The sequence below is a fragment of the Actinacidiphila sp. bgisy145 genome (assembly GCF_057708125.1).
Window position 1 is genome coordinate 132,596 of the sequence record NZ_JBYIRL010000020.1, and the last position, 25,257, is coordinate 157,852.

23 protein-coding genes are annotated in these 25,257 nt (G+C 73.5%); 13 read left to right on the forward strand and 10 right to left on the reverse strand.

Annotated elements, in window-relative coordinates:
* Window positions 1-206 precede the first annotated feature (206 nt).
* The 6 genes from ccrA to pssA all read left to right on the forward strand — a co-directional run bounded on the left by ccrA (window position 207) and on the right by pssA (window position 7,178).
* Entirely contained in the window at window positions 207-1,559 is a 1,353-nt protein-coding gene (ccrA, locus tag AC3ERT_RS19630) for a crotonyl-CoA carboxylase/reductase (RefSeq protein WP_435175691.1), read from the forward strand.
* Window positions 1,560-1,761: 202 nt separating this feature from the next.
* Window positions 1,762-3,726 carry a protein meaA gene (locus AC3ERT_RS19635; RefSeq protein WP_435132303.1) on the forward strand — a complete coding sequence of 655 codons (1,965 nt, stop codon included), beginning with the start codon at window positions 1,762-1,764 and terminating at the stop codon, window positions 3,724-3,726.
* Window positions 3,727-3,728: 2 nt separating this feature from the next.
* Window positions 3,729-4,307, forward strand: a complete 579-nt coding sequence (locus AC3ERT_RS19640) for a MaoC family dehydratase (RefSeq protein ID WP_435132305.1) — start codon at window positions 3,729-3,731, stop codon at window positions 4,305-4,307.
* A 1-nt stretch (window position 4,308) separates the two neighbouring features.
* A complete protein-coding gene (locus AC3ERT_RS19645; protein WP_335978753.1) occupies window positions 4,309-5,523 on the forward strand; it encodes an acyl-CoA dehydrogenase family protein in 1,215 nt (404 codons plus the stop codon).
* Between the two features lie 181 nt (window positions 5,524-5,704).
* Window positions 5,705-6,352 (forward strand): phosphatidylserine decarboxylase, encoded by a 648-nt coding sequence (locus AC3ERT_RS19650; RefSeq protein WP_335978755.1) that lies wholly within the window; start codon window positions 5,705-5,707, stop codon window positions 6,350-6,352.
* Window positions 6,339-7,178 carry a CDP-diacylglycerol--serine O-phosphatidyltransferase gene (gene pssA, locus AC3ERT_RS19655; protein WP_335978758.1) on the forward strand — a complete coding sequence of 280 codons (840 nt, stop codon included), beginning with the start codon at window positions 6,339-6,341 and terminating at the stop codon, window positions 7,176-7,178. Before AC3ERT_RS19650 ends, pssA begins: the two co-directional genes overlap by 14 nt.
* A 613-nt stretch (window positions 7,179-7,791) precedes the next feature.
* Here pssA and AC3ERT_RS19660 read toward each other — a convergent pair.
* A complete protein-coding gene (locus tag AC3ERT_RS19660; RefSeq protein WP_435175693.1) occupies window positions 7,792-8,946 on the reverse strand; it encodes a glycerate kinase in 1,155 nt (384 codons plus the stop codon).
* 85 nt (window positions 8,947-9,031) lie between these two features.
* Here AC3ERT_RS19660 and AC3ERT_RS19665 point away from each other — a divergent pair, with 85 nt between their 5' ends.
* Window positions 9,032-9,556 carry an NUDIX domain-containing protein gene (locus AC3ERT_RS19665; protein ID WP_435132050.1) on the forward strand — a complete coding sequence of 175 codons (525 nt, stop codon included), beginning with the start codon at window positions 9,032-9,034 and terminating at the stop codon, window positions 9,554-9,556.
* A gap of 22 nt (window positions 9,557-9,578) precedes the next feature.
* Here the strand turns inward: AC3ERT_RS19665 and AC3ERT_RS19670 are convergent, their stop codons facing one another.
* Window positions 9,579-10,058, reverse strand: a complete 480-nt coding sequence (locus AC3ERT_RS19670; protein ID WP_335978764.1) for an SCP2 sterol-binding domain-containing protein — start codon at window positions 10,056-10,058, stop codon at window positions 9,579-9,581.
* A 242-nt stretch (window positions 10,059-10,300) separates the two neighbouring features.
* Here AC3ERT_RS19670 and AC3ERT_RS19675 point away from each other — a divergent pair, with 242 nt between their 5' ends.
* The 3 genes from AC3ERT_RS19675 to AC3ERT_RS19685 all read left to right on the forward strand — a co-directional run bounded on the left by AC3ERT_RS19675 (window position 10,301) and on the right by AC3ERT_RS19685 (window position 12,184).
* Entirely contained in the window at window positions 10,301-10,732 is a 432-nt protein-coding gene (locus AC3ERT_RS19675) for a hypothetical protein (protein WP_435132053.1), read from the forward strand.
* Between the two features lie 69 nt (window positions 10,733-10,801).
* Window positions 10,802-11,647 (forward strand): helix-turn-helix transcriptional regulator, encoded by an 846-nt coding sequence (locus AC3ERT_RS19680; RefSeq protein WP_435132056.1) that lies wholly within the window; start codon window positions 10,802-10,804, stop codon window positions 11,645-11,647.
* Window positions 11,648-11,704: 57 nt separating this feature from the next.
* A complete protein-coding gene (locus AC3ERT_RS19685; RefSeq protein WP_435132058.1) occupies window positions 11,705-12,184 on the forward strand; it encodes a PGPGW domain-containing protein in 480 nt (159 codons plus the stop codon).
* A gap of 37 nt (window positions 12,185-12,221) precedes the next feature.
* Here the strand turns inward: AC3ERT_RS19685 and AC3ERT_RS19690 are convergent, their stop codons facing one another.
* The 8 genes from AC3ERT_RS19690 to AC3ERT_RS19725 form a co-directional block, all read right to left on the reverse strand.
* Window positions 12,222-13,655, reverse strand: a complete 1,434-nt coding sequence (locus AC3ERT_RS19690) for a phytoene desaturase family protein (RefSeq protein ID WP_435132061.1) — start codon at window positions 13,653-13,655, stop codon at window positions 12,222-12,224.
* Window positions 13,652-14,584, reverse strand: a complete 933-nt coding sequence (locus tag AC3ERT_RS19695) for an inositol monophosphatase family protein (RefSeq protein WP_435132063.1) — start codon at window positions 14,582-14,584, stop codon at window positions 13,652-13,654. Before AC3ERT_RS19695 ends, AC3ERT_RS19690 begins: the two co-directional genes overlap by 4 nt.
* 43 nt (window positions 14,585-14,627) lie before the next feature.
* Entirely contained in the window at window positions 14,628-16,193 is a 1,566-nt protein-coding gene (locus AC3ERT_RS19700) for an NCS1 family nucleobase:cation symporter-1 (RefSeq protein ID WP_435132065.1), read from the reverse strand.
* A gap of 78 nt (window positions 16,194-16,271) precedes the next feature.
* Complete coding sequence (locus AC3ERT_RS19705; protein ID WP_435132067.1) at window positions 16,272-17,288, reverse strand: TIGR03842 family LLM class F420-dependent oxidoreductase; 1,017 nt, start codon at window positions 17,286-17,288, stop codon at window positions 16,272-16,274.
* A 58-nt stretch (window positions 17,289-17,346) separates the two neighbouring features.
* On the reverse strand, window positions 17,347-18,747 hold the full coding sequence (gene hydA, locus AC3ERT_RS19710) for a dihydropyrimidinase (RefSeq protein ID WP_435132070.1): 1,401 nt from the start codon (window positions 18,745-18,747) through the stop codon (window positions 17,347-17,349).
* Window positions 18,744-20,090 carry an aspartate aminotransferase family protein gene (locus AC3ERT_RS19715; RefSeq protein ID WP_435132072.1) on the reverse strand — a complete coding sequence of 449 codons (1,347 nt, stop codon included), beginning with the start codon at window positions 20,088-20,090 and terminating at the stop codon, window positions 18,744-18,746. The genes hydA and AC3ERT_RS19715 overlap by 4 nt, the downstream gene beginning before the upstream one ends.
* A 4-nt stretch (window positions 20,091-20,094) precedes the next feature.
* Entirely contained in the window at window positions 20,095-20,937 is an 843-nt protein-coding gene (locus tag AC3ERT_RS19720) for a nitrilase-related carbon-nitrogen hydrolase (protein WP_335978781.1), read from the reverse strand.
* A gap of 167 nt (window positions 20,938-21,104) precedes the next feature.
* Window positions 21,105-22,364 carry a hypothetical protein gene (locus AC3ERT_RS19725; RefSeq protein WP_435132074.1) on the reverse strand — a complete coding sequence of 420 codons (1,260 nt, stop codon included), beginning with the start codon at window positions 22,362-22,364 and terminating at the stop codon, window positions 21,105-21,107.
* A 192-nt stretch (window positions 22,365-22,556) separates the two neighbouring features.
* Here AC3ERT_RS19725 and AC3ERT_RS19730 point away from each other — a divergent pair, with 192 nt between their 5' ends.
* From AC3ERT_RS19730 to AC3ERT_RS19740, 3 genes are all read left to right on the forward strand, one after another.
* On the forward strand, window positions 22,557-22,988 hold the full coding sequence (locus AC3ERT_RS19730; protein ID WP_435132076.1) for a MarR family winged helix-turn-helix transcriptional regulator: 432 nt from the start codon (window positions 22,557-22,559) through the stop codon (window positions 22,986-22,988).
* Between the two features lie 43 nt (window positions 22,989-23,031).
* Window positions 23,032-24,591 carry an MFS transporter gene (locus tag AC3ERT_RS19735; RefSeq protein WP_435132079.1) on the forward strand — a complete coding sequence of 520 codons (1,560 nt, stop codon included), beginning with the start codon at window positions 23,032-23,034 and terminating at the stop codon, window positions 24,589-24,591.
* Window positions 24,592-24,673: 82 nt separating this feature from the next.
* Complete coding sequence (locus AC3ERT_RS19740; RefSeq protein ID WP_435132081.1) at window positions 24,674-25,240, forward strand: isochorismatase family protein; 567 nt, start codon at window positions 24,674-24,676, stop codon at window positions 25,238-25,240.
* Window positions 25,241-25,257: the final 17 nt, after the last annotated feature.

Genomic DNA, 25,257 nt, shown 5'->3' on the forward strand with positions numbered 1-25,257 from the left:
CGGCCGTTCGCGTTGCTCATCCGTGCCGCCGGCGCGACACTTGAGGAAAAATACTGGCACGCAGTGTCTTTACGTCTGGCACGCAGTGCCATAACGTGTCCGTACGCCGAGCACCTGTCCCCCCGGCCCGGCCCCCGAGTTCCCCCTGTTCGCCGAACCGACAACGGCACCTCCATCCCCGTTCCGCTGCACCGGAGGCGAGCCACATGACGACGAGTTCCACCAGGGACGTCCTGGACGCGATCCAGGCACCGGATGCCACCGCCGCGGACTTCGCGGCCATGCCCCTGCCCGCGTCGTACCGCGCGGTGACCGTGCACAAGGACGAGGCGGGGATGTTCGCCGGGCTCGCGACCCGCGACAAGGACCCCCGCAAGTCACTGCACCTGGACGAGGTCCCGGTGCCCGAACTGGGCCCGGGCGAGGCCCTGGTGGCCGTCATGGCCAGCTCGGTCAACTACAACTCGGTGTGGACCTCGATCTTCGAGCCGGTCTCCACCTTCGCCTTCCTGGAGCGCTACGGCCGCACCTCGCCGCTGGCCGCCCGGCACGACCTGCCCTACCACGTGATCGGCTCGGACCTGGCCGGGGTGGTGCTGCGCACCGGGACCGGCGTGAACCGGTGGCGCCCCGGCGACCGGGTGGTGGCGCACTGCCTGAGCGTGGAGCTGGAATCGGCCGACGGGCACGACGACACGATGCTCGACCCGGAGCAGCGGATCTGGGGCTTCGAGACGAACTTCGGCGGGCTGGCGGAGATCGCCCTGGTCAAGGCGAACCAGCTGATGCCCAAGCCCGCCCACCTGACCTGGGAGGAGGCCGCCTCCCCCGGGCTGGTCAACTCCACCGCCTACCGGCAGCTGGTCTCCCGCAACGGCGCCGACATGAAGCAGGGCGACAACGTGCTGATCTGGGGCGCCAGCGGCGGACTCGGGTCGTACGCCACCCAGTTCGCGCTGGCCGGCGGCGCCAACCCGGTCTGCGTGGTCTCCAGCCCGCAGAAGGCGGAGATCTGCCGCCGGATGGGCGCCGAGGCGGTCATCGACCGGTCCGCCGAGGGATACCGCTTCTGGAAGGACGACCGGCACCAGGACCCGCGCGAGTGGAAGCGGTTCGGCGCCCGGATCAGGGAGCTGACCGGCGGCGAGGACGTGGACATCGTCTTCGAGCACCCCGGCCGCGAGACGTTCGGCGCGTCGGTCTACGTCGCCCGCAAGGGCGGCACCATCGTCACCTGCGCCTCCACCAGCGGCTACACGCACGAGTACGACAACCGCTACCTGTGGATGAGCCTCAAGCGGATCGTCGGCTCGCACTTCGCCAACTACCGCGAGGCGTGGGAGGCCAACCGCCTGATCGCCAAGGGGAAGATCCACCCCACCCTGTCCAGGACCTACCGCCTGGAGGACACCGGCCAGGCCGCGTACGACGTGCACCGCAACCTCCACCAGGGCAAGGTCGGCGTGCTCGCGCTCGCCCCGCGCGAGGGCCTGGGCGTCACGGACCCCGAACTGCGCGCCCGCCACCTGCCCGCCATCAACCGATTCAAGGACGCGTGAGACCGCCACGATGACGGACAACCACCAGCCACCGGGCACCCACGTAAGAACGGCGCCCCCGGCGAGCGAGCCAAAGGGGGCGCCGGTGTCGAAAGCGACGAGCGACAAGCGAGGCACGAGCGCGGGAGCGAGGACCGTCGACGCCGGGTCGAAGCCCCCGGAGGCGAGCGAGCACAAAAGGGCGCGCGACCGGCCGTGGCTGATGCGGACGTATGCCGGGCACTCCACCGCGGAGGCGTCCAACGCGCTGTACCGGCGGAATCTGGCGAAGGGGCAGACCGGGCTGTCGGTGGCGTTCGACCTGCCGACGCAGACCGGCTACGACCCCGACCACGTGCTGGCGCTCGGCGAGGTGGGCCGGGTCGGGGTGCCGATATCCCATCTCGGCGACATGCGGCGGCTGTTCGAGGACATCCCGCTGGAGCGGATGAACACCTCGATGACGATCAACGCCACCGCGATGTGGATGCTGGCGCTGCTCCAGGTCGTCGCCGAGGAGCAGGGCGCGGACATCGCCACGCTCCAGGGCACCACGCAGAACGACATCGTCAAGGAGTACCTCTCCCGCGGCACCCACGTCTTCCCGCCCGGCCCCTCGCTGCGGCTGACCACGGACATGATCACGTACGCGGTCAACCACATCCCCAAGTGGAACCCGATCAACATCTGCAGCTACCACCTCCAGGAGGCCGGGGCCACCCCGGTGCAGGAGATCGCGTACGCGATGTCCACCGCGATCGCCGTGCTGGACGCGGTGTTCGCCTCCGGCCGCATCCCGCGGCAGCGGCAGGGCGACGTGGTCGGGCGGATCTCCTTCTTCGTGAACGCGGGCGTGCGGTTCGTCGAGGAGATGTGCAAGATGCGCGCCTTCGGCCGGATCTGGGACCAGGTGACCCGCGAGCGGTACGGCGTGACCGACCCGAAGCAGCGCCGTTTCCGCTACGGCGTGCAGGTCAACTCGCTCGGCCTGACCGAGGCGCAGCCGGAGAACAACGTCCAGCGGATCGTGCTGGAGATGCTGGCCGTCACCCTGTCCAAGGACGCCCGCGCCCGCGCGGTCCAACTGCCCGCGTGGAACGAGGCGCTGGGGCTGCCGCGCCCCTGGGACCAGCAGTGGAGCCTGCGCATCCAGCAGGTGCTGGCCCACGAGAGCGACCTGCTGGAGTACGACGACATCTTCGCCGGCAGCCACGTGGTGGAGGCGAAGGTCGCCGAACTCGTCGAGCAGGCCACCGCGGAGATGGCGCACATCGACGAACTGGGCGGTGTGATGGCCGCGGTGGAGTCCGGCTACCTCAAGTCGCAGCTGGTGGCCTCGCACGCGGAGCGGCGGGCGCGGATCGAGTCCGGCGCGGAGAAGATCGTCGGCGTCAACATCCACGAGTCGACCGAGCCCAACCCGCTCACCGCGGACCTGGACCGGGCGATCATGACGGTGGACCCGGCGGGCGAGGCACGGGTGGTGGCCGCGCTGCACGACTGGCGGGTCGGCCGGGACCAGCCGCGGGCCGACAAGGCGCTTGCCGAGCTGCGGGCCGCGGCCGCCGGAACGGAGAACCTGATGCCTGCGACGCTGGAGTGCGCGCGGGCCGGGGTGACCACCGGCGAGTGGGCGTCGGCGCTGCGCGACGTGTTCGGCGAGTTCCGCGCGCCGACCGGGGTGAGCGGCGCGCCGGTCGCGGTGGGCGCCGAGGTGGACGGCGAACTCGCCGCCGTACGGCGGAAGGTGGCCGCGACCGCGGCCGAACTGGGCGGCGGGCGGCTGCGGCTGCTGGTCGGCAAGCCGGGCCTGGACGGGCACTCCAACGGCGCGGAGCAGATCGCGGTGCGCGCCCGCGACGCCGGCTTCGAGGTGGTCTACCAGGGGATCAGGCTCACCCCGGAGCAGATCGTGGCCGCGGCGGTCGCCGAGGACGTGCACTGCGTGGGCCTGTCGATCCTGTCCGGATCGCACGCGGCCCTGGTGCCGGACGTGCTCGGGCGGCTGCGGCGGGCCGGGGTGGACGATGTGCCGGTGATCGTCGGCGGCATCATCCCGGCCGCGGACGCGGAGCACCTGCGGGCCGCCGGTGTGGCGGCCGTCTTCACGCCGAAGGACTTCGGTATCACGGGGATCATCGGCCGGATCGTGGACGAGATCCGCCGAGCGAACAAGCTGGAGGTATGACGGTGCAGTTCGGGCGTACTTACGAGGAGTTCGAGGTCGGCGCCGTCTACCGGCACTGGCCCGGCAAGACGGTCACCGAGTACGACGACCACCTCTTCTGCCTCCTCACGATGAACCACCACCCGCTCCACATGGACGCGCACTACGCCGGGAGCAGTACGGACTTCGGCCGCAACGTGGTGGTCGGCAACTACGTCTACTCGCTGCTGCTGGGCATGTCCGTGCCCGACGTGTCCGGAAAGGCGATCGCCAACCTGGAGATCGAGTCGCTGCGGCACGTGGCGCCGACCTTCCACGGCGACACGATCTACGGCGAGACGACCGTGCTGGGCAAGCGGCCGTCGAAGTCGAAGGACGACCGCGGCATCGTGGAGGTGGAGACCCGCGGCTACAAGCAGGACGGCACCCTGGTCTGCGTCTTCCGCCGCAAGGTGATGGTGCCGACCGCCTCCTACGTGGCCGAGCGCGGCGGCGAGCAGCCCGGCCGCCCCGAACCCGCACGCGCCGCGGGCACCGCAGAGACCGCCGGCCCCGCCGAACCCGCCGGCACCGCCGGCACCGACTCCCGGGGAGGGAAGTGACATGGCCGACCGCCTCGCGCAGACCGAGGGTCTGACCGACATCCAGCGGGAGATCCTCGCCACCGTGCGCTCCTTCGTCGACAAGGAGATCCTGCCGGTCGCCACCGAGCTGGAGCACCGCGACGAGTACCCGACCGAGATCGTCGCGGGCCTGAAGGACCTGGGCATCTTCGGCCTGATGATCCCCGAGGAGTACGGCGGGCTCGGCGAGTCGCTGCTGACCTACGCGCTGACCGTGGAGGAGATCGCCCGCGGCTGGATGAGCGTGTCCGGGATCATCAACACGCACTTCATCGTCGCGTACATGATCAAGCAGCACGGCACGCAGGAGCAGAAGGACTACTTCCTGCCGAAGATGGCCACCGGCGACGTACGCGGAGCGTTCTCGATGTCGGAGCCGGGGCTCGGCTCCGACGTGTCCGCGATCCGCACCAAGGCCGTCCGGGAGGGCGACGCCTATGTGCTCAACGGCCAGAAGATGTGGCTCACCAACGGCGGCTCGGCCAACCTCGTGGCCGTGCTGTGCCGCACCGACGAGGGGCAGCCGGCCGACGCGCCCGCGCACCGGTCGATGACCACCTTCCTGATCGAGAAGGAGCCCGGCTTCGGCCCGAACCCCAAGGTCTCCGGGCTCACCGTGCCCGGCAAGATCGAGAAGATGGGCTACAAGGGCGTCGACACCACCGAGCTGGTCCTCCAGGACGTCCGCGTGCCGGCCGACCGGGTGCTCGGCGGAACCGGCGGCCGCGGCTTCTACCAGATGATGGACGGCGTCGAGGTGGGCCGGGTGAACGTCGCCGCGCGCGGCTGCGGGGTCGCCCGCCGCGCCTTCGAGCTGGGCATCTCCTACGCCCAGCAGCGCGAGACCTTCGGGCGGCCGATCGCGCAGCACCAGGCGATCCAGTTCAAGCTGGCCGAGATGGCCACGAAAGTGGAGGCCGCCCACCAGCTCATGGTCAACGCCGCCCGCAAGAAGGACTCCGGCGAGCGGAACGACCTGGAGGCGGGCATGGCCAAATATCTCGCCTCGGAGTACTGCAAGGAGGTCGTCGAGGACGCCTTCCGCATCCACGGCGGCTACGGCTTCTCCAAGGAGTACGAGATCGAGCGGCTGTACCGTGAGGCTCCCATGCTGCTGATCGGCGAGGGGACCGCCGAGATCCAGAAAATGATCATCGGACGGCGGCTGTTGGAGGAGTACCGTGTCGACGGGTGAATGTCCGCGTTCGCAGCGGTTTTCCTGAGATGAGAGTCACACTGCGTGAAAACGGCAGGTGCGGGAACCGGCCATCGACTCGCCCATCAGCTTGCCGAGTTGCCCGTGTCAGCCGATACCATCAGTGAAAGCCGCCGTCCCCAGAAGCATTTCGCGGCACCCTCCGCTACGAAGGTCTTCCATGCCCCACAGCCAATCCTCTGCACCTCGCCGCCGGGTCGGCCTCGCGCGCGGAGCGTCGCCGTGGCTCCTGCCGACCGCGGCCACGGCGGCGGTCAGCCTGCTGCGCGCCCGACGCTCCGGACGGTGGACGGCGGTGGCCGTCCCCGCCACCGTCCTCACCGCCGGCATGCTGTGGTTCTTCCGCGACCCCGAGCGGAAGATCACCGAGGGCGGGGTGGTCTCCCCCGCCGACGGCGTGGTCCAGAGCGTCATGCCGTGGAAGGACGGGCGCACCCGCGTCGCGATCTTCATGAGCCCGCTGAACGTCCACGTCAACCGTGCCCCGCTGAGCGGCACGGTCACCTCCGTCGAGCACATCCCCGGCGGGTTCGTACCGGCGTTCAACAAGGAGAGCGAGCACAACGAGCGGGTGGTCTGGCACTTCGACACCGAGATCGGTGACGTCGAGGTGATCCAGATCGCCGGCGCGGTGGCCCGGCGGATCGTGCCGTACGTGCCGCGCGGCTGCAAGGTCGAGCAGGGCGAGCGGATCGGGCTGATCCGGTTCGGCTCCCGGGTGGATGTCTACCTGCCGGAAGGCGTGGGCAGCGCGGTCGAGGTCGGCGAGACCATGACGGCTGGGGTGACGCGTCTTGACCGTGACTGAGCACGAGACGCACAACTGGGTCAGCGAGATCGAGGAGCAGGACGACGACCTGCCGCTGTCCACCCGGCTGTCGATCGCGGACGCGCTGACGCTCGGCAACGCGATCTGCGGCTTCATGGCCGTCTACTTCACCACCACCGGCGTGCTCGTCCCGCACCTCATGGGGAACAGCAGCAACGCGATGTCCAAGCACAGCGCGGCCAACGCGGTCACGCTGATGCTGATGGCGTCCGTCTTCGACCTCTTCGACGGGCTCGTCGCGCGGAAGCTGCGCAGCTCGGCGATGGGCGCCGAGCTGGACAACCTCTCGGACCTGATCAGCTTCGGGCTCGCGCCCGCGTACTTCGTCGTCGTGTGGGGGATCGTCACCGACGACGCCCACGGCAAGGTGGCCGCCGCCGCGGCCGTACTCGTCGTGCTCGCGGTGGTCCTGCGGCTCGCCCGCTTCTCCTGCACCACTCTGCGCGACGGCGTCTTCCAGGGCATGCCCAGCCCCTTCGGGGCGATGACCGTGGTGTCCCTGGTCCTGCTCGAGCTGCCCTTCGTCCCGACCGTGCTCGCGATCGTCGGGGTGGCGTGGCTCATGGTCAGCCGCGTCGAGTACCCCAAGCCGCGGGGGCGCCTCGCACTCGTCACGTTCTGCTGGACGCTGGTCAGCATGGGGTGCCTCGCCGCCTGGACCCTCGACATTCCCGGGGGGCACCAGCTGCTCCAGGCCGGCTGCGCCCTCCAGTGCGTCGCCGCCGCCACGATTCCGGGGTTCGCGACCACCCGCCGCGTCAACACCTTCCGCGCCAACCGTCGCGAACGCGCTACCGCGCGGTAAACGCACCCCCCGGGTGCCCCCGTCCCGTCCGCCCCGGGACCACCGCCCGGTGGGCGGTTCCTGCCCTCCGGGCGGGTGGGTTCCGCCGTCCCGGGATCACCTGCCGGTGACGGGGTCCCTCCGGGCGGGTGGGTTCCGCCGTTCCGGGATCACCTGCTTGTCTGTGGCTCGTCGCGCAGTTCCCCGCGCCCCTGATTGCCTCGGCTCCCTCCGCAAGACGGGGGCCGCAGAAGGGCCGGGCAGAACCAAGGGCGCGGGCTGCCTGTGGCTTGTCGCGCAGTTCCCCGCGCCCCTGATTGGCTCGGCTCCCTCCGCAGGACGGGGGCCGCGGAAGGGCCGATTGGCTCGGGTCCCTTCGCGGAAGAGTCTGAAGCTTTCACCTGCCGACGGGCAGGATGGGGGCCGCGGAAGGGCCGAGCGGAACCAGGGGCGCGGGGAACGGCGCGACAAGCCCAGGACCGGCAGGTGGTCCCGAAGCAGACCGGACCGGGCTGGGCAGGGGGACGGCCGGCACGGAAAGGCCGAGCGAAACCAGGGGCGCGGGGAACGGCGCGACAAGCCCCCCACCGGGGGGTGGTCCCGGGTCGGCAGGACGGGGCTGGGCGGGGGGAGGTCAGCCGAGGAAATCCCGCGCCAGGGAGGCCGCCGCGAGCCGCAGGAGCCGCGCGGCATCAGCCATGCACCGTTGGACATCGGGTTCGAGCTCGGCAAGAGCATACGCACGGGTGATGCCGACGGAGGCGAGCTCCTCGGGGGAAAGGGCGAGGCGGCCGCAGACCGCGGCGACGGGCACTCCGCGGGAGCGGGCCGCCGCGGCGACGCCGACCGGCGCCTTGCCGTGGAGGGTCTGGGCGTCGAGGGAGCCCTCCCCGGTGATGACGAGGTCGGCGCGGCTGACCGCGTCGGCGAACCCGAGGACGTCGAGGAGGACCTCGATCCCGGGCCGGAAGGACGCGCGGAGCCCGACGAGGGCGCCGTACCCGATGCCGCCGGCGGCGCCGGCCCCGGGCGCGTCGGCTGCGGCGAGAGCCGCACCCCCGAGGGTGGCGCCGAGCACGGCGGCGTACTGCCCGAGCGCACCGTCGAGGAGCGCCACGTCCTGCTCGCAGGCGCCCTTCTGGGGCCCGTAGACGGCGGCGGCGCCCTTGGGCCCGCGCAGCGGGTTGTCCACGTCGCTGGCGAGCACGATCTCCGTGTCGGCCAGTCGCGGGTCGAGCCCGGACAGGTCCGCGGTGGCGAGCGAGGCGAGCGCGGCGCCGCCGGGCGCGACGGGCACCCCTTCGGCGTCGAGCAGGCGGGCGCCGAGCGCGGCGAGCATGCCCGCGCCGCCGTCGGTGGTGGCGCTGCCGCCGACCCCGAGCACGATGGTGCGGGCCCCGGCGTCGAGCGCGGCGCGCAGCAGCTCGCCGGTGCCGTACGTGGTGGCGGTCAGCGCCGCGAAGACCCCGGGGGGCAGGTGCCGCAGCCCGGACGCCTCGGCCATCTCGACGACGGCGGTGCCGCCGCGCAGCGCGTACGCCGCGTCGACCGGTGCGCCGAGCGGGCCGGCCACCCGCGCGGTGCGGCGTTCGAAGCCGGCGGCGACCGCCGCGTCCACGGTGCCGTCGCCGCCGTCGGCCACGGGCAGCGACGTGACGGCCACCTGGGGTGCCACCTCGCGCAGTCCGGCGGTGACGTGGGCGGCGACCTCCACCGCGGTCAGCGAGCCCTTGAACTTGTCCGCGGCGACGAGGACATGCCCCACCGGCCGCTGTGCTGCGTCGGACACGTGATCTCTCCTGATCCGGAACGGGACGTCGCGCCGGTTCGAGACCCTATCCCACCGGCCGTACACACCCCGTAGGTTGGTGCGTATGACCACCGACTACGCCACGTACATCGCGTCGCTGCCCAAGATCCTGGCCAGTGCGAGCACCCTGTTCCGCTCGACCGACGGCCGGGTGCTGCTGGTCGAGCCCAACTACCGGGACGACGGCACCTGGACGCTGCCGGGCGGCACCATCGAGTCGGACCAGGGCGAGACCCCGCGGCAGGGCGCCCGCCGGGAGACGCTGGAGGAGATCGGCCTCGACGTGGTGCCCGGCGCGCTGCTGGCGATCGACTGGATCGCCGGCGCCGCCCGGCCGCCGCTGGTGATCTACCTCTACGACGGAGGCGTGCTCGGCGACGACGAACTGGCGGCGATCAAGCTCCAGGCGGAGGAGTTGGACTCCTGGCGGCTGGTGGCGCCGGAGGACCTGGAGCAGTACCTGTACGCGAACGGCGCGCGCCGGGTCCGGGCCGGGCTGGCCGCGCTGGCGGCGGGCACCGCGCCGGTGGAGCTGGTGGACGGCGACCCGGCGCAGGAGGCGGCCGCCGCCGCGCCCGAGGGTAGGTGACCGGCGGCCGCCGCGCCGGCGGCTACGCCTTGGGGATGTCGAAGAAGTACGTCAGACCGCCGGCGAGGCGGATGTCGCCCTTCACCTTCAGCTTGCGGGTGAAGAACAGGGTGGGTCCCGAGGCGTTGCCGGAGACCAGCTTCAGGAACTCCGGTGCGGCCATCGTCAGGCTCAACTGCGGTGTGCGGTCGGTGCGTTCGGTCGTCACCGTGCAGGCGCCGCCGGCTATGTGCGTCTCGTAGACGTCGTCGCGGTCGCCGGGCTCGGTGCCGGACTCGGTGATCCGCCAGCGGATCAGGGCGTCCCGGCCGCCGGCCGCCTCGGGCTTGAACCGGGTGTGCATCCGCCCGAACACCTCGTCCAGCACCCGGCGGCGCTGCGGCCCGGCCATGAACTCGCTGAGCCGGCGGCCCGGCAGGCCCTTCACGATCCGGGCGAACTCGCCCGGCTCCACGGACCCGAAGTCCAGCGCCTCCAGGTCGAGATCATCAAGTGCGGCCATGCTTACGCCTCTTCCTGACTTCGCAGTAACCTTACTGGCGAGTAAGGTTAGTGAACCGCCCTTCGACTGGCAAGGGTTACGGACTGAGGTGGGACACCGGTGCCCCCGCCGACTTAAGATTCTGCGCACGGGGGACGACGGCTTTTCGCTTGGCGGCGGCCATCTGTGCCGGCACGGCCGGACACGGGTCGGGTCGGCAGACCCCGGCCAGGTCACCACAGCGAAAGAAGGCGGAAAGTCCCATGGCGGAACGGCAGTACCTCGGGCGCGGCGTGAACACGTCGTGGGAGAAGTTCTGGTACGTCCTCGGCTGCATCTACTTCGGCGTGTACTACCTCGCCAAGGTGCCCGCGAAGAAGGCCCTGAGCGAGTACGGCCTGGTCCAGATGACCGGCGCCGAGCAGTTCTGGTACGTCGTGCTGTGCATATTCGGCGGGGGCGGCTACTTCAGCAAGGTGATCTTCAAGCGCGCGCTGTCGGAGGTGCGCGACCCGGCCGCGATGTACCAGGCCGGCGGCCAGCCGCAGATCGGCTACCAGCAGCCCGCCCCCGGCTACGGCACCCCGCAGCCCGGCTACCAGCAGCCCGCCCCCGGCTACGGCGCCCCGCAGCCGGGCTACCCGCAGCAGCCCGGCGCCCAGCCCGGCCAGGGCTACGGCTACCCCGGCGCCTGACCGCCCGCGTCCGTAGCCGGGGACCAGTTGTCCCTGGCTACGGACGGCGGCCGAGTGCATGGTGGAGGGGTGGACAGAACCGAACTGGCCGACTTCCTGCGGCGCTGCCGCACCCGGCTCTCCCCCGCCGACGTCGGGCTCTCCGAAGGGCCACGGCGGCGCACCCCCGGGCTGCGCCGCGAGGAGGTGGCGCGGCTGGCGGGGATGTCCACCGACCACTACACGCGGCTGGAGCAGGCCAGAGGCTCGTACCCCTCCCGGCAGATGCTCGCCGCGGTCGCCCGGGCGCTGCGGCTGAGCGGCGACGAGCGCGACCACCTGTTCCTGCTGGCCGGCGAGGAGCCGCCGCGCGGTGGCCGGCCGGCCACCGCACATGTCCGCCCGGGCCTGCTGCTCGTCCTGGACCGGCTGGCCGACACCCCCGCGCAGGTGGTGAGCGACCGCGGCGACGTGCTGGCGCAGAACGCGATGGCCAAGGCGCTGCACGGCGACGCGTCCGCCCGCCCGGAGGACCAGCGCAACATCGCCTGGCGCTACTTCACCGACCCGGCCGCCCGTGAGCTGTTCCCGGCCGAGGACCGCGACCGCGGCGCCCGTGCGGCGGTCGCCGACCTGCGCGCCACCCTCGCCCGGCGCCCGGACGACCAGCGGCTGGCCGGGCTGGTGCGCCGGCTGCGCGAGCGCAGCGCGGAGTTCGCGGCGCTGTGGGACGACCACGAGGTGGCCGTGCGGCGCAGCGACGTCAAGCGCTTCCTGCACCCGGTCGTCGGGCTGCTGGAGCTGGAGTGCGAGGTGCTGGCCAACCCCGAGCACGACCAGCGGCTGGTGGTGTACACCGCGCGCCCGGGCAGCGCGTCCCGCGAGCGGCTGGAGCTGCTGCGGGTGGTGGGCTTGCAGCAGCTGACCCCCGGCTGAGCCGCCCGCGGGGCGCGTTGCCGCGCCGCCCACCGGCCCGGCGGCTACGGTGAGGCGGTGAGCGCGGCGCGGCGTACGGGTCAGGGCGAGCCAAAGCGCCCCGGCGGGTCCGGTGTGCCCGGCGCGGTGGAGCGGTCCCGGCGGCTGCACCCGGCGAAGCGGCTGGCGCTGGGCGTGCTCGGTGGTGTGCTGCTGCTGGTCGGGGTGGCGCTGCTGGTGCTGCCGGGGCCGGGCATGCTGCTGGTGCTGGCCGGGCTGGTGCTGCTGTCGCGGGCGGTGCCCGCGGTGGCCCGCTTCGAGGAGCCGGTACGGGTCCGGGCGATGCAGGGCGTGGCGGCGAGCGTGGCCTCGCCGTGGCGGATCGCCGGGACCGCGCTGGCCGGGCTGGCGCTGATCGGCGCCGGGGTGGTGTGGGGCGCGCGGCTGGTGCCGCGGCTGCCGTTCGGCGGCTGGAGCACCGGGTCGAGTCTGATCCTGTCCGGGCTGGTGCTGCTCGGACTGCTGGGGTGGAGCTACCGCCGGACGCACCGCTCCTGACGCCCCGCGTGACCGCTCCTGACGGCCCGCGTGGTGTCTACGCGCGGGCCGCGGCCCGCCTCAGGTGCCGCAGCACCGCCTTCGCCGCGTTGTGGCCGCTCATGCCGTGCACGCCCGGCCCGGGCGGGGTCGCCGAGGAGCACAGGAAGACCCCGGGGCGCCGGGTCGCGTACGGGATCGCGGCCAGCCGCGGCCGCAGCACCGTCTGGAGCCCGGAGAACGCGCCGCAGGCGATGTCGCCCTCCACGTAGTTGGCGTTGCGGGCGGCCAGGCCCGCGGGGCCGGTCACCGCGCGGGCCAGCACCAGGTCGCGGAAGCCCGGCGCGAACCGCTCGATCTGCCGCTCGACGGCGTCGGTCGCGTCGCCGTGCCAGCCGCGCGGGACGTGCGCGTACGCCCAGAAGACGTGCTTGTCCGCGGGCGCGCGGGACGGGTCGACCACGGTCGGCTGCGAGGTGATCAGGAACGGCGTCTGCGGCATCCGGCCGGCCACGGCCCGGTCGAGGGCGTCGCCGATCTCGGTGTATGTGGGGCCGATGTGCACCGTGCCGGCCTCGCGGGCGGCGGGCGCGGTCCACGGCACGGGGCCGTCCAGCGCGTAGTCGATCTTGAAGACGGACGGGCCGTAGCGGTAGCCGCGGTAGGCGTCGCCGAGCGCGGCGATCCGGGCCAGCGCGGTGGGCGAGGTGTCGAAGACGTACGCGCGGGCCGGCGGGAGTTCGTCGAGCTTGCGCACGGTCACACCGGTGGTGACCGCGCCGCCGAGTTCGGCCAGGTGCGCGGCGAGCGCGTCGCTGATCGCCTGGGAGCCGCCGCGCGCCACCGGCCAGCCGCGTTCGTGGGCGGCCAGCGCGAACATCAGGGCCATGGCGCCGGTGAGCGGTTCGCGCAGCCGCGCGATGGCGTGCCCGGCCAGCCCCGCGAGCAGGCCGCGGGCCTTCGCGTCATGGAACCGGAGCGCCATCAGGCCGACCGGGGGCAGGCCGGTGAGGCCGAACCGGGCGAAGCGGTAGGGGTCCTTGGGCAGTCCCGCCCAAGGCGGCCGGAAGAAGTCCGCGGCCAGGGCGTCCCAGTGGCCGGTGTACGGGGCGAGCAGCTTGCGGTAGGCGGGCGCGTCGCGCGGCCCGAGCGAGGCGGCGGTCTCCCCGACCGTGCGGCCCAGCACGGCCGCGGTGCCATCGGGGAAGGGGTGCGCCATCGGCACCCGCGGGTGCAGCCACTCCAGGCCGTGCCGGGCCAGCGGCAACGCGCCGAACGCCGGCGAGCCGACGCCGAAGGGGTGGACGGCCGAGCAGGGGTCGTGGCGGAAGCCGGGGAGCGTCAACTCCTCGGTGCGGGCGCCGCCCCCGACGGTGTCGGCGGCCTCGTAGACCTGCACGGACAGGCCGGCGCGGGCGAGTTCGACCGCGGCGGTCAGGCCGTTCGGGCCGGCGCCGACCACGACCGCGTCGGCGACCACCGCGCGGCTCACCGCGGGCCGCCCGCGGGCCCGCTCGGCGCGCCGCTGTGCAGACCGTCCGCCGCACTGCCCGCCGCGCCGCTCTCCGAGAAACCGACACCCAGGGTGCGCACCACGCGCTCGGCGGTCGCCGCGTTCCGGGCCACCGTGAACGGCAGCCGGTTGCCCCCGGCGACGCGGAACGGCGCCCCCGCCGGCGTCAGGCTCGCGCCGCCCGCCTCCGAGACCAGCAGCAGCCCCGCGGAGTGGTCCCAGGGCGCCTCCCAGAAGAAGGCCACACCGTCGGCGATGCCCCGGGCGACCTCCAGGTAGGCCAGGCCGGCGCTGGTGACGCACGGCACCGTCTCGACGCCCGCCGCCTCCAGCCGGGCCAGCGCGGCGCGCTCCTCGGCGTGGCGGAAGACCGGGTTGGAGATCCATATCCGCAGCGGCTCGCGGTCGGCGGCCGTCCGCAGCCGCGCCCCGTCGAGGTACGCGCCCAGCCCGCGCCGCGCGGTGGCGAACAGGCCCAGCTGCGGGGCGTACGTCCAGGAGGCCACGGGCTCACCGCCGCGGACCAGGCTCACCAGCGTGGAGAATCCCTCGTCGCCCCGGACGAACGCCGAAGTGCCGTCGACCGGGTCCACCACCCACACCGGGGCGTCACCGCGCAGCAGTTCCAGCAGGGCCGGGTCGGCCGCGACCGCTTCCTCGCCCACCACCACCGACCCGGGCAGCAGTTGGGGCAGCCGCCGCGTGAGGGCCTCCTCGGCCCGCCGGTCGGCGGTGGTGACGAGGTCGTGCGGCCCGTTCTTCTCCACGACGTCGGCGGCGGCCAGCCGCCGCCAGCGCGGGGTCACTTCGGCCGCGACGACGTCCCTGACGACCGCCTCGACATCGGCGGTGAACGCGTCGGTCAGGTCCTCCGCGGTCGGCGGCGCCGTGCCTGCATCGTTGCCCATGCCCCCTATCCAACCAGAGACGGCCCCGGCCCCGTGCCCCGTCTCACCCGGCGCCGGCGGCACCCGGCGGCCGGGCGAGCATCAGGGCGAGGTACACCACGAGGGACGCCCCGAGGCCGACCGCCCAGCCGTAGTCCGCCAGGGGCTGGAGGAAGGGGATCAGCCCGTGCACGGGGAAGGGCCCCGCCTTCGTGCCGTCCGCGCCGAGGGTCGAGTACGAGCCGCCGACCGCGAGCAGGCCGCCGGTCGTGAACGCCGCGACGGCCCGCCAGTTCCAGCCGCCGGTGTACCAGTAGCGTCCGTGGTCGGCGTACAGGTCGGCCAGGTGCAGTTCGGTGCGCCGCACGATCCAGTAGTCGGCGATGAGGATGCCGGCGACCGTACCGAGCAGGCCGCCGACCACGCCGAGCCAGGTGAAGATGTACAGCTGCGGTGTGGAGGTCAGCTTCCACGGCATGACGAGGACCCCGACCACACCCGTGACGACCGCGCCGGTGCGGAAGGTGACGCGCTTCGGCGCGAGGTTCGCCAGGTCGTACGCCGGGGAGACCACGTTCGCCGCGACGTTCACCGAGATCGTCGCGATGAAGACGGTGACCAGCGCGAAGAGCAGGCCGAAGACGTTGTCGGTCCGGCCGGCGAGTTCCACCGGGTCCCAGATCGCCGCCCCGTAGACCTGCTGCGATCCCGAGGTGACCAGCACGGACATCAGCGCGAAGAGCGTCATGGTCGTCGGCAGTCCGAGGGTCTGGCCCCACGCCTGTGCCCGCTGCCCGCGGCCGAAGCGGGTGAAGTCGGGGATGTTCAGGGACAGCGTCGACCAGAAGCCGATCATGCCCATCAGGCCGGGGAAGAAGACCTTCCAGAAGCCCGCGCCCCAGCCCAGCTTCGACGGCTGGTGCAGCAGGGGGCCCAGGCCGCCCGCCTTGTGCGCGATCCAGACCAGCAGCACGGCCGCGCCCACCAGGACGAACGGCGCCGCCCAGTTCTCGAAGCGCCGCAGGGTCTCCATGCCGCGGTATATGACGGCGAGTTCGATCGCCCAGAAGACCAGGAAGGACAGCCACAGCGTCCACGGGTAGCCGCCGACCTCGCCGGTGTCGGCCCACCCGCCGAAGATCTTGCCCAGCAGCACGAAGATGCCCTGGCCGCCGATCCAGGTCTGGATGCCGAACCAGCAGCACGCCACCGCCGCCCGCACCAGTGCCGGCAGGTTCGCGCCGCGGACCCCGAACGAGGCCCGCGCCAGCACCGGGAACGGGATGCCGTACTTCGGGCCGGCGTGGCCGGTCAGCAGCATCGGCAGCAGCACGATCACGTTGGCGAGCGCGATCGTCAGCACCGCCTGCTTCCAGTCCATCCCCAGCGCCACCAGCCCCGAGGCCAGCGTCCAGGACGGGATGCAGTGCGCCATGGCCACCCACAGCGCGAGGTAGTTGTACACGCCCCAGGTCCGCTGCTCCACCGGGACCGGTACCAGTTCGGCGTTGGCGAAGGGTGCGGAGGCCACCGCGGACGGGTCGGACAGCGCGACCCGGCCGTCGGGGTACGCCTGCTGGGCGGAGCCGCCCGGGGACGCGGGCGGGGGTATGGGAGCGGTGTCGGTCATGGGCGGTCCGTCCGTTCGGAGGAGGGCGGCAGGGGGACGCGGTGCCGTGCGGGGGGCCGTCGAACCGGGAAGCGCGGGTCAGGGGTTGAGGGCGGGGATGATGTCGGTGCCGTAGGTGTCGATGACGGTTTCCTGGGCGTCGTGCATGTCGTAGACCGCGAACTGGTCGACGCCCAGGGCGCGCAGGGCCTCCAGCTTGGCGATGTGGGCCTGCGGCGGGCCCAGCAGGCAGAAGCGGTCCACGATGTCGTCGGGGACGAAGGCGGTGTCGGGGTTGCCGGCGCGGCCGTGGTGGGAGTAGTCGTACCCCTGGCGGGCCTTGATGTAGTCGGTGAGTTCGTCCGGGACGGCCGCGGAGTGCTCGCCGTAGCGGGAGACCAGGTCGGCGACGTGGTTGCCGACCATCCCGCCGAACCAGCGGCACTGGTCGCGGGCGTGGGCGAGGGCGGCCGGTGAGTCGTCCGCCGTGACGTACGCCGGCGCGGCCACGCAGATCGTGATCCCCGCCGGGTCCCGGCCCGCCTGCTCGGCGGCGGCGCGCACCGCCTTGACCATGTGCTCGGTGAGGTAGACGTCGGCGAGCTGGAGGATGAACCCGTCGGCCTTCTCCCCCGCCATCTTCAGCGCCCTCGGCCCGTACGCGGCCATCCACACCGGCAGTTCGCCGTCCTCGACCCAGGGCAGGCGCAGCGCGGTGCCGTCGACGGCGGCCTCGCGGCCCTCGGCGAGGTCGCGGATCACCGTGATCGCCTCGCCGAGCCGCGCGAGCGTGTTGGGGCTGCGGCCGGCCACCCGCATCGCCGAGTCGCCGCGGCCGATCCCGCACACCGTCCGGTTGCCGTACATGTCGTTGAGCGTCGCGAAGGTCGACGCGGTCACCTCCCAGGTGCGGGTGCCGGGGTTGGTGACCATCGTGCCGACCCGCAGCCGCTCGGTCCGCGCCAGGATCTGGCTGTGGATGACGAACGGCTCCTGCCACAGCACCGCCGAGTCGAAGGTCCACCCGTACGTGAACCCGCTGCGCTCCGCACGCTGCATCAGCGACACGACCCGCGAAGCCGGCGGGTCGGTCTGGAGAACGAGTCCGAAGTCCATGGCGGCACCGCTCCTTCAGCTTCGATGAATGGTCGACGGAACCCGCCGCGGCGGCGGGTCAGCCGAGGAACTGGCAGGTGCCGCGCGGCACGTACTGCCCGTGCCCGGCCCGCCCGACGTACGCGCGGTCCTGGATCACCGGCACCCCGCGGGAGAGCACCGTCTGCGCCTGCCCGGTGATGCGGCGGCCCTCGTAGGCGTTGTAGTCCACGTTCATGTGGTGGCTGCCGGCGGACAGCACCTGCTCGGCGTGCGGGTCGTAGACGACCACGTCGGCGTCGGCGCCGGGGGCGAGGGTGCCCTTGCGCGGGTAGAGGCCGAACATCCGGGCCGGCGTGGCGCAGGCGATCTCGATCCAGCGGCGGCGGGTGAGGTGGCCGTCCAGGACCGCCTGGTGCAGCAGGTCCATCCGGTTCTCCACCCCGGGCAGCCCGTTGGGGATCTTGGAGAAGTCGCCGCGGCCGATGTCCTTCTGCCCGGTGAAGCAGAACGGGCAGTGGTCGGTGGAGACCACCTGGAGGTCGTCAGTGCGCAGGCCCTGCCACAGCGCGGCCTGGTGCTCGCGCGGCCGCAGCGGGGTGCTGCACACGTACTTGCTGCCCTCGAAGCCGGGTTCGGCGAGGTTGTCGGTGGACAGGAAGAGGTACTGCGGGCAGGTCTCGCCGAAGACCGGCAGCCCCTGGTCGCGGGCGGCGATCAGCTCGGCCACCGCCTGCTGGGCGGAGACGTGCACCACGTACAGCGGGGCGCCGGCCACCCGGGCGAGCTGGATGGCGCGGTGGGTCGCCTCGGCCTCCAGCAGCGCGTGCCGGACCTCGCCGTGGTAGCGCGGGTCGGTCCGCCCGGCGGCGAGCGCCTGCCGCACCAGGACGTCGATGGCGATCCCGTTCTCGGCGTGGGCCATGATCAGCCCGCCGTTTCCCCCGGCCCGCTGCATCGCCCGCAGGATCTGCCCGTCGTCGCTGTAGAAGACCCCCGGGTAGGCCATGAAGAGCTTGAAGCTGGTGATGCCCTCCTCGACCAGGAGGTCCATCTCCTTGAGTACCGGCTCGTTGACGTCGGCGACGATCATGTGGAAGCCGTAGTCGATCGCGCACTTCGCGTCGGCCTTGGCGTGCCAGGCGTCGAGGCCGGCCCGGAGGGTGCCGCCGACCTGCTGGATGGCGAAGTCCACGATGGTGGTGGTGCCGCCCCAGGCCGCGGCGCGGGTGCCGGTCTCGAATGTGTCGGCGGCGACGGTGCCGCCGAAGGGCATCTCCATGTGGGTGTGCGCGTCGACGCCGCCGGGGATGACGTAGCGGTCGGTGGCGTCGATGACGGTGTCGGCGGTCCAGCCGGCCGCGGTGTCGCTGTCGTGGGCGGCGAGCGCGGCGATCCGGCCGCCCTCGATCAGCACGTCGGCGTGGACCTCGTCGGCGGCGGTGATGACCAGGCCGCCGCGGATGAGGGTACGGCTCATCGCGCGCCCCCTTCCGCGGGCTGCTTGGCCACTTCGGCGTGGGCGGCGGCCAGGGCCTCGCCCAGCGCGTCGGCGCCCTCCTCGGCCTCGGCCACGGTGAGGGTCAGCGGCGGGGCGATCCGCAGCGCGTTGCCGGCGCGGCCGCCCTTGCCGATGAGCAGGCCGCGTTCGCGGGCGGCCTCCAGGACGAGGGAGGCGGCGGCCGGCGACGGGGTGTCGGTGCCGGGTTCGACGAGTTCGACGCCGAGCATCAGGCCGCGGCCGCGCACCTCGCGGACCAGCGGGTTGCGGGCGGCGACCGCGTCCAGCCGGGCCCGCAGCAGGCCGCCGACCCGGCGGGCGTTGCCCTGGAGGTCGTGGTCGAGCAGGTAGGTGAGGTTGGCGAGGGCGCCGGCGGTGGTGATCGGGCTGCCGCCGAAGGTGGAGATGGAGTTGGCGTCCAGGCAGTTCATCACCTCGGCGCGGGCCACCACGCCGCCCATGGACAGGCCGTTGCCGATGCCCTTGGCGAAGGTGAGGATGTCCGGCGGGCCGGCCTCGGCGTGCGCCTGCCAGCCCCAGAAGTGGTCGCCGGTGCGGCCCCAGCCGGTCTGCACCTCGTCGGTGATCCACAGGATGCCGTGCCGGTCCAGCACCCGCTTGAACGCCGCGAGCAGCCCGTCGGGTCCGGAGGTGAAGCCGCCCACGCCCTGCACCGGTTCGGCGATCAGCGCGGCGATGGTGCCGCCCGCCTGCCCCAGCAGGTCTTCCAGGTCCGCCACGCAGGCGTCGGTGAACTCCGCGTCCGTCAGGTGCGCGTACGGGCCGCGGGTGCGCACCCCGCCGTGCACGTAGAGCGTCTGGAGCGGGGAGAGGCTGGTCGGGGACCAGGCGGAGTTGCCGGTGATGCCGATCGAGGTGAAGGACCGGCCGTGGTAGCTGTTGCGCAGCGCCAGCACCTGGTTGGAGCGGCGGTAGGTGGTGGCCAGCAGCAGCGCGGTGTCGTTGGCCTCGGTGCCGGAGGTGGTGAAGAACACCCGGGCGTCGGGGATGCCCGACAGCCGGGCGATCCGCTCGGCGAGTTCGACCGCCTGGCGGCTGAGGTAGAGCGTCGAGGTGTGCAGGATCTTCCCGGCCTGCTCGGTGACGGCCGCGGTCACCTCGGGCAGCGCGTGCGCGGTCATCGTGGTGAGGATGCCGCCGAAGAAGTCCAGGTAGCGCCGTCCCTCGGCGTCCCAGACGTGCCGGCCGGCGCCGTGCGTCAGCTCGATCGGCCGGGCGTAGTAGGTGGCCAGCCAGTTCGGCAGCACCGCCTGGTGGCGGGCGTGCAGCGCGGCGTGCGCGCTGCCGGTCGCGGTTGCCATCTGCTCACGCCTCCGTCAGGTCGCCGTAGGCGTCGGGCCTGCGGTCCCGGTAGAACGCCCAGGTCTGGCGGACCTCGTCGATCAGGTCGAAGTCGAGGTCGCGGACGAGCAGTTCCTCCTCGGTGTCGGAGGCGGCGCCGTCCACGAGCTGCCCGCGCGGGTCCACGAAGTAGCTGCTGCCGTAGAAGTCGTTGTCGCCGTACGGCTCGGTGCCGACGCGGTTGATCGCCGCGACGAAGTACTCGTTGGCGACGGCGGCGGCCGGCTGCTCCAGCTGCCACAGGTACGCCGACAGGCCGCGGCTGGTGGCCGAGGGGTTGTAGACGAGCTGCGCGCCGGCCAGGCCCAGGGCGCGCCAGCCCTCGGGGAAGTGCCGGTCGTAGCAGATGTACACCCCGATCCGGCCGACGGCGGTGTCGAAGACCGGCCAGCCGAGGTTGCCGGGCTTGAAGTAGTACTTCTCCCAGAAGCCCTCGACCTGCGGGATGTGGTGCTTGCGGTACTTGCCGAGGTAGCTGCCGTCGGCGTCGATCACCGCGGCGGTGTTGTAGTAGAAGCCGGACTGCTCGACCTCGAAGACCGGGACGACCAGGACCATCCCGGTCTCCTTCGCCAGCGCCTGCATCCGGCGCACCGTGGGGCCGTCCGGCACCGGTTCGGCCCACCGGTAGTGCTCGGCCTCCTGCACCTGGCAGAAGTAGGGGGCGTTGAAGACCTCCTGGAAGCCGATCACCTTCGCACCCTGGGCGGCGGCGGCCCGCGCGTGCTCCTCGTGCTTGGCGATCATCGACCCGGTGTCCCCGGTCCAGGTGGCCTGTACCAGCGCGGCCCTGACGACGTTGCTCATCCGCAGCTCCTCTGACGTGACGTCACGTCGGTTCTACGCCCGTAGATCCCAGCCGTCCGACGAACGTAAGTCCCGCGCACCACTGTGGCAAGGCCCGTGCCGTTACCACGGGGGAACAGGCTTGTTTCGCACCCGCCCGACCCGTACGGCGGCATCCGGACGGCGCGTCAGGCGTACAGCGCGGCCGAGATCTCGCGGTGGCAGGAGCGGGATACGCGGGCGGCGGCGGCCAGGAGGGGCTGGGCCAGGGCGGGCCGGACGCGGGCGGTCTCGGCGGCCGTGGCGGCCGGGCGGGAGCGGGCGAGGGTCTCGAGGAGTTCGCCGGCCTCGGCGGCGCGGCCGGCCAGGTGCAGGGCTTCGGCCACGACGGCGACGTCCTCGGCACTGCGGGCGGCGGCCTGGCGCAGCAGCGTACGGCAGTCGGGCGCGCGCCCGTCGGCGGCGAGTGCGGCGGCGGCCTCGGCGAGCGGGACGGGCGGCAGCGCGGCCGTCTCCCACAGCAGGGTGGAGACGTCGGCGGCGAGCCCGGTGCGCTCCAACTCCCTGATCACGTACGGGATTCGGTCGGCGGGTCCCTCGGCGGTGGCGCACAGCACGAGATAGGCGGCGCCGGACTCGCCGGCCCGCCGCAGGACGCCGAGCCGGGCCGCGGCGGCCTGGGCCTCCGCGGTCCAGCGGGGATCGCGGCCGGACGCGCCGGGTGGAGCGGCGGGCGCGGCCGGGGACGTGGGGGCGCCCGCGAAGCGGGCGCCGCTGGGTGCGGGCGGCGCCGCGGGCGCCGCCTCGACGGGGGCCGGCGCGGTGGGCGCCCCGGCGAACCGGGCACCGCGCGGCGCCGCGGACCGCACCCGGGCGGACGGCTCGGCCGCCGGCGCCTCGGGCGGCCCCGCGCCCGCCCCGGCGAACCGCGCCCCGGTGGGCCGCCGCACCGCCGGGACGCCGGCGGCGACCACCTCCGTCGTCCCCGCGACGGCCAGCAGACGGCCCCTTAACTCCTCGCAGCGCGCGGAGGCGCGCGCCAGGTCGTCGCGCGCCCAGGCCCGCTCGTCCGCGGCGCGGGCCGGCTCCTCGCCGGCCGGTTCCCCGTGGGCGGCCCGCGCGGCCGCCCGGTCGCGTGCGCGGAGCGCCGCGTCGAGCCGGCGGCGCAGCTCGGCGGCCGCGCCGGGTGCCGCGTCCTCGGCGGCGGCAGCGGCGCGGTGCAGTGCGTACGCCCGGCCCGCCTCGGCCGGATCGGCGTCCTGCGCACCGGCGTTGACCGCGACGTCGCGCAGCACCGTGCGGACCACGTCCCACGGGGGGAGCCGCCGCCCGCTGCCGTAGTCGGCCGCGGCCTCGGGGTCGCGCCGGGCGAACGCCCCGTACCAGCCCGGCCGTTCACCGAGCGCCGAGAGCAACGACCTGAAGTAGTAAGAGAATTCGGCTGCCACCGCGCCCTCCACCGTCATGGGCCGGGCTGCCACCGGCCCGGCTTCCGTCCGGCATTGGACACCCGTCCCGTTACGCCGCTGCTACGGCCGTTTTTCGGGCGCGCTCCCGCCGGTAGTCGGGCGGTGGCGGCGGCGTCCGGAATTCGACAGGCAAACTTGCAAGTTTTCCTGTCAACCTTCTACGCTGGAGGCATGTCACAGGCCGAACGCCTCCGCACCGCCGACGAGCTGACCACGCTCGTCGCGCACCTGTCGCGGCGCATGCGCACCGCGTCGAACGACGCGGAGATCACGCCGTCCCAGCAGTCGGTGATCAGCCGGCTCGACCGGGAGGGCCCCGCCACCACCGCGGCCCTGGCCCGGGGCGAACTGGTCCGCCCGCAGTCGATGCGGATGACGCTCGCCGCGCTGGAGGAGCGCGGCCTGGTCGAGCGCGCCCCGCACCCGACCGACGGCCGCCAGGTGGTCTTCTCCCTCACCGACGCGGGCACCGACCTGCTGCGCACCGGCCGCCGCGCCCGCCGCGGCTGGCTCGCCGAGGCGATGGAGGCGCAGCTCACCCCGGACGAGCAGCGCGCGCTGACGGACGTGGTGCCGCTGCTGCGCCGGCTGGTCGAGTCGTGACCCCCGCCCTCATACGTCCCTGCGCCCGCCGGGCGGTCGCGCGGTGACCCGGCCCCCGAACGGCCCGGCGCCCGAGCCCCACGCGTCCGGACCGGACATCTCCGGGCCCGGCGCCTCCGGGCCGCATGCCCCCGGGCCGCACACCTCAGGGCCCCACGCCTCCGGGACGCACACCCCGGAACCGGCCGCGGCCCCCGCGGGCGCGACCCCCGGCTTCGGCCCCCGCCTGGTGGTCCCGCTGATGCTCGGCGCGGTGCTCAACCCGATCAACTCCACCATGATCGCCACCGCGCTGGTCGCGATCGGCGGCAGCTTCCACGTCGGCGCCGCCGACACCGCCTGGCTGGTGTCGAGCCTCTACCTGGCCAGCGCCGTGGCGCAGCCGACGATGGGACGGCTCGCCGACCGGCTCGGGCCGCGCCGGGTGTTCCTGACCGGGCTGCTGGTCGTGGCCGCGGCCGGGCTGGTGGGCACCGCGGCGCCCTCGCTGGGGTGGCTGATCGGCTCCCGGGTGCTGCTCGGCATCGGCACCTCCTCCGCCTACCCGGCGGCGATGGCGCTGCTGCGGTCCCACTCGCAGCGGATCGGCGTGCCGACACCGCGCCCGGTGCTGGGGCTGCTGTCGCTGGCGGGCCTGTCGAGCGCGGCGGTCGGCCCGGTGCTGGGCGGCGTGCTCGCCGCGACGCTGGGCTGGCGCGCGGTCTTCGCGGTGAACCTCCCGCTGGCGCTGCTCGGCTTCGTCCTGGCCGCGCTCTGGCTGCCGCGCACTCCCCCGGCCCCGAACGAGAGCGGCGCCCCGGCCGAGAACGGCGCCCCGGCCGGCGCCGCCGGGCCCGTACGGCCGCAGGGCGGCATCGACCCGGTCGGCATCGCCCTGTTCGCCGCGCTGCTCACCGCCTTCATGCTGTTCCTGATGCGGCTGTCCGCCCCGCCGTGGCCGCTGCTGCCGGTGGCCGCCGTGCTGGCGGGCGTGCTGACCTGGTGGGAGCTGCGCCGCAAGACGCCCTTCCTGGACCTGCGGATGCTGGCCCGCAACCGCCCGCTGACCCTGACCTACCTGCGGCACGGCATGTCGTACCTGGTCGTCTACTGCGTGATGTACGGCTTCGCGCAATGGCTGGAGGACGCCCACGGCTACTCCTCGGCGACGGCCGGACTGCTCATGCTGCCGATGTCGGTGGCGGCGATGGCCACCTCGATGCTGGGCACGCGGACGAAGGGCATCAGGGCGCCGCTGACCACCGCCGCGGTGCTGCTGCTGGCCGGCAGCGGGCTGCTGCTGGCGGCCGGGCACACCACCCCCGCGGTCGCGCTGTGCGCGGCGGGCGCGCTGTTCGGCCTGCCCCAGGGCCTGACCTCCACCGGCAACCAGGCCGCGGTCTACGCGCAGGCGCCGCCCGGCGAGACCGGCAGCGCCGCCGGGCTCCAGCGCACCGCGCAGTACCTCGGCGCGATCACCGCGGCCAGCCTGATCGGCCTGTGCTACGGCCCGCGCGCCACCGACGCGGGGCTGCACGAGATGGCGCTGGCCACGCTGGTCCTCGGCGCCGCCGTCCTGCTGCTCACCGCGGCCGACCGCTCCCTGCGGGGCACGACCCGGTGACCCGCCCCACGACCTTTCCGTCCTTTCCGTACCGCACGGAACAGCACAGCACCACCCACCCCGTGAGAGAGAGCACTGCGCCATGACCGCCACCACCCTCGACGCCCGCACCGCGCTCGTCGTCATCGACCTCCAGCAGGGCATCACCGCGCTGCCGACCGTCCACCCGTCCGCCGAGGTGATCGAGCGCGCCGCGCGGCTGGCCGCCGCCTTCCGCGCGCGCGAGCTGCCCGTGGTCCTGGTGAACGTCACCGGTGTCGCGCCCGGCCGCACCGACGGCGGCCCCGGCGGCGCCGTGACCTTCCCCGACGGCTGGGCCGACCTGGTCAAGGAGCTGGACCAGCAGCCGGGCGACATCACCGTCAGCAAGCAGCAGTGGGGCGCGTTCTACGGCACCGGCCTCGACATGGAGCTGCGCCGCCGCGGGGTGACCCAGATCGTGCTGGCCGGCATCTCGACGAGCATCGGGGTGGAGTCCACCGCCCGCGACGCGTTCGAGGCCGGCTACCACGTCACGATCGCCACCGACGCGGTCACCGACACCGACGCGGACGCCCACGCCAACTCCGTGCAGCGGATCTTCCCGCGGCTCGGCGAGACCGGCAGCACCGACGAGATCCTGGCGCTGCTGCCCGCCGCGGCCAACTGAGCCGCACCCGCGCCCGG

Excerpts from the sequence above, each read along its gene's own strand:
- ccrA (WP_435175691.1), top strand. The coding sequence starts at position 207 with ATGACGACGAGTTCCACCAGGGACGTCCTGGACGCGATCCAGGCACCG.
- AC3ERT_RS19635 (WP_435132303.1), top strand. The coding sequence starts at position 1,762 with ATGCGGACGTATGCCGGGCACTCCACCGCGGAGGCGTCCAACGCGCTG.
- AC3ERT_RS19645 (WP_335978753.1), top strand. The coding sequence starts at position 4,309 with ATGGCCGACCGCCTCGCGCAGACCGAGGGTCTGACCGACATCCAGCGG.
- AC3ERT_RS19650 (WP_335978755.1), top strand. The coding sequence starts at position 5,705 with ATGCCCCACAGCCAATCCTCTGCACCTCGCCGCCGGGTCGGCCTCGCG.
- AC3ERT_RS19665 (WP_435132050.1), top strand. The coding sequence starts at position 9,032 with ATGACCACCGACTACGCCACGTACATCGCGTCGCTGCCCAAGATCCTG.
- AC3ERT_RS19670 (WP_335978764.1), bottom strand. The coding sequence starts at position 10,058 with ATGGCCGCACTTGATGATCTCGACCTGGAGGCGCTGGACTTCGGGTCC.
- AC3ERT_RS19675 (WP_435132053.1), top strand. The coding sequence starts at position 10,301 with ATGGCGGAACGGCAGTACCTCGGGCGCGGCGTGAACACGTCGTGGGAG.
- AC3ERT_RS19695 (WP_435132063.1), bottom strand. The coding sequence starts at position 14,584 with ATGGGCAACGATGCAGGCACGGCGCCGCCGACCGCGGAGGACCTGACC.
- AC3ERT_RS19700 (WP_435132065.1), bottom strand. The coding sequence starts at position 16,193 with ATGACCGACACCGCTCCCATACCCCCGCCCGCGTCCCCGGGCGGCTCC.
- AC3ERT_RS19705 (WP_435132067.1), bottom strand. The coding sequence starts at position 17,288 with ATGGACTTCGGACTCGTTCTCCAGACCGACCCGCCGGCTTCGCGGGTC.
- hydA (WP_435132070.1), bottom strand. The coding sequence starts at position 18,747 with ATGAGCCGTACCCTCATCCGCGGCGGCCTGGTCATCACCGCCGCCGAC.
- AC3ERT_RS19715 (WP_435132072.1), bottom strand. The coding sequence starts at position 20,090 with ATGGCAACCGCGACCGGCAGCGCGCACGCCGCGCTGCACGCCCGCCAC.
- AC3ERT_RS19720 (WP_335978781.1), bottom strand. The coding sequence starts at position 20,937 with ATGAGCAACGTCGTCAGGGCCGCGCTGGTACAGGCCACCTGGACCGGG.
- AC3ERT_RS19730 (WP_435132076.1), top strand. The coding sequence starts at position 22,557 with ATGTCACAGGCCGAACGCCTCCGCACCGCCGACGAGCTGACCACGCTC.
- AC3ERT_RS19740 (WP_435132081.1), top strand. The coding sequence starts at position 24,674 with ATGACCGCCACCACCCTCGACGCCCGCACCGCGCTCGTCGTCATCGAC.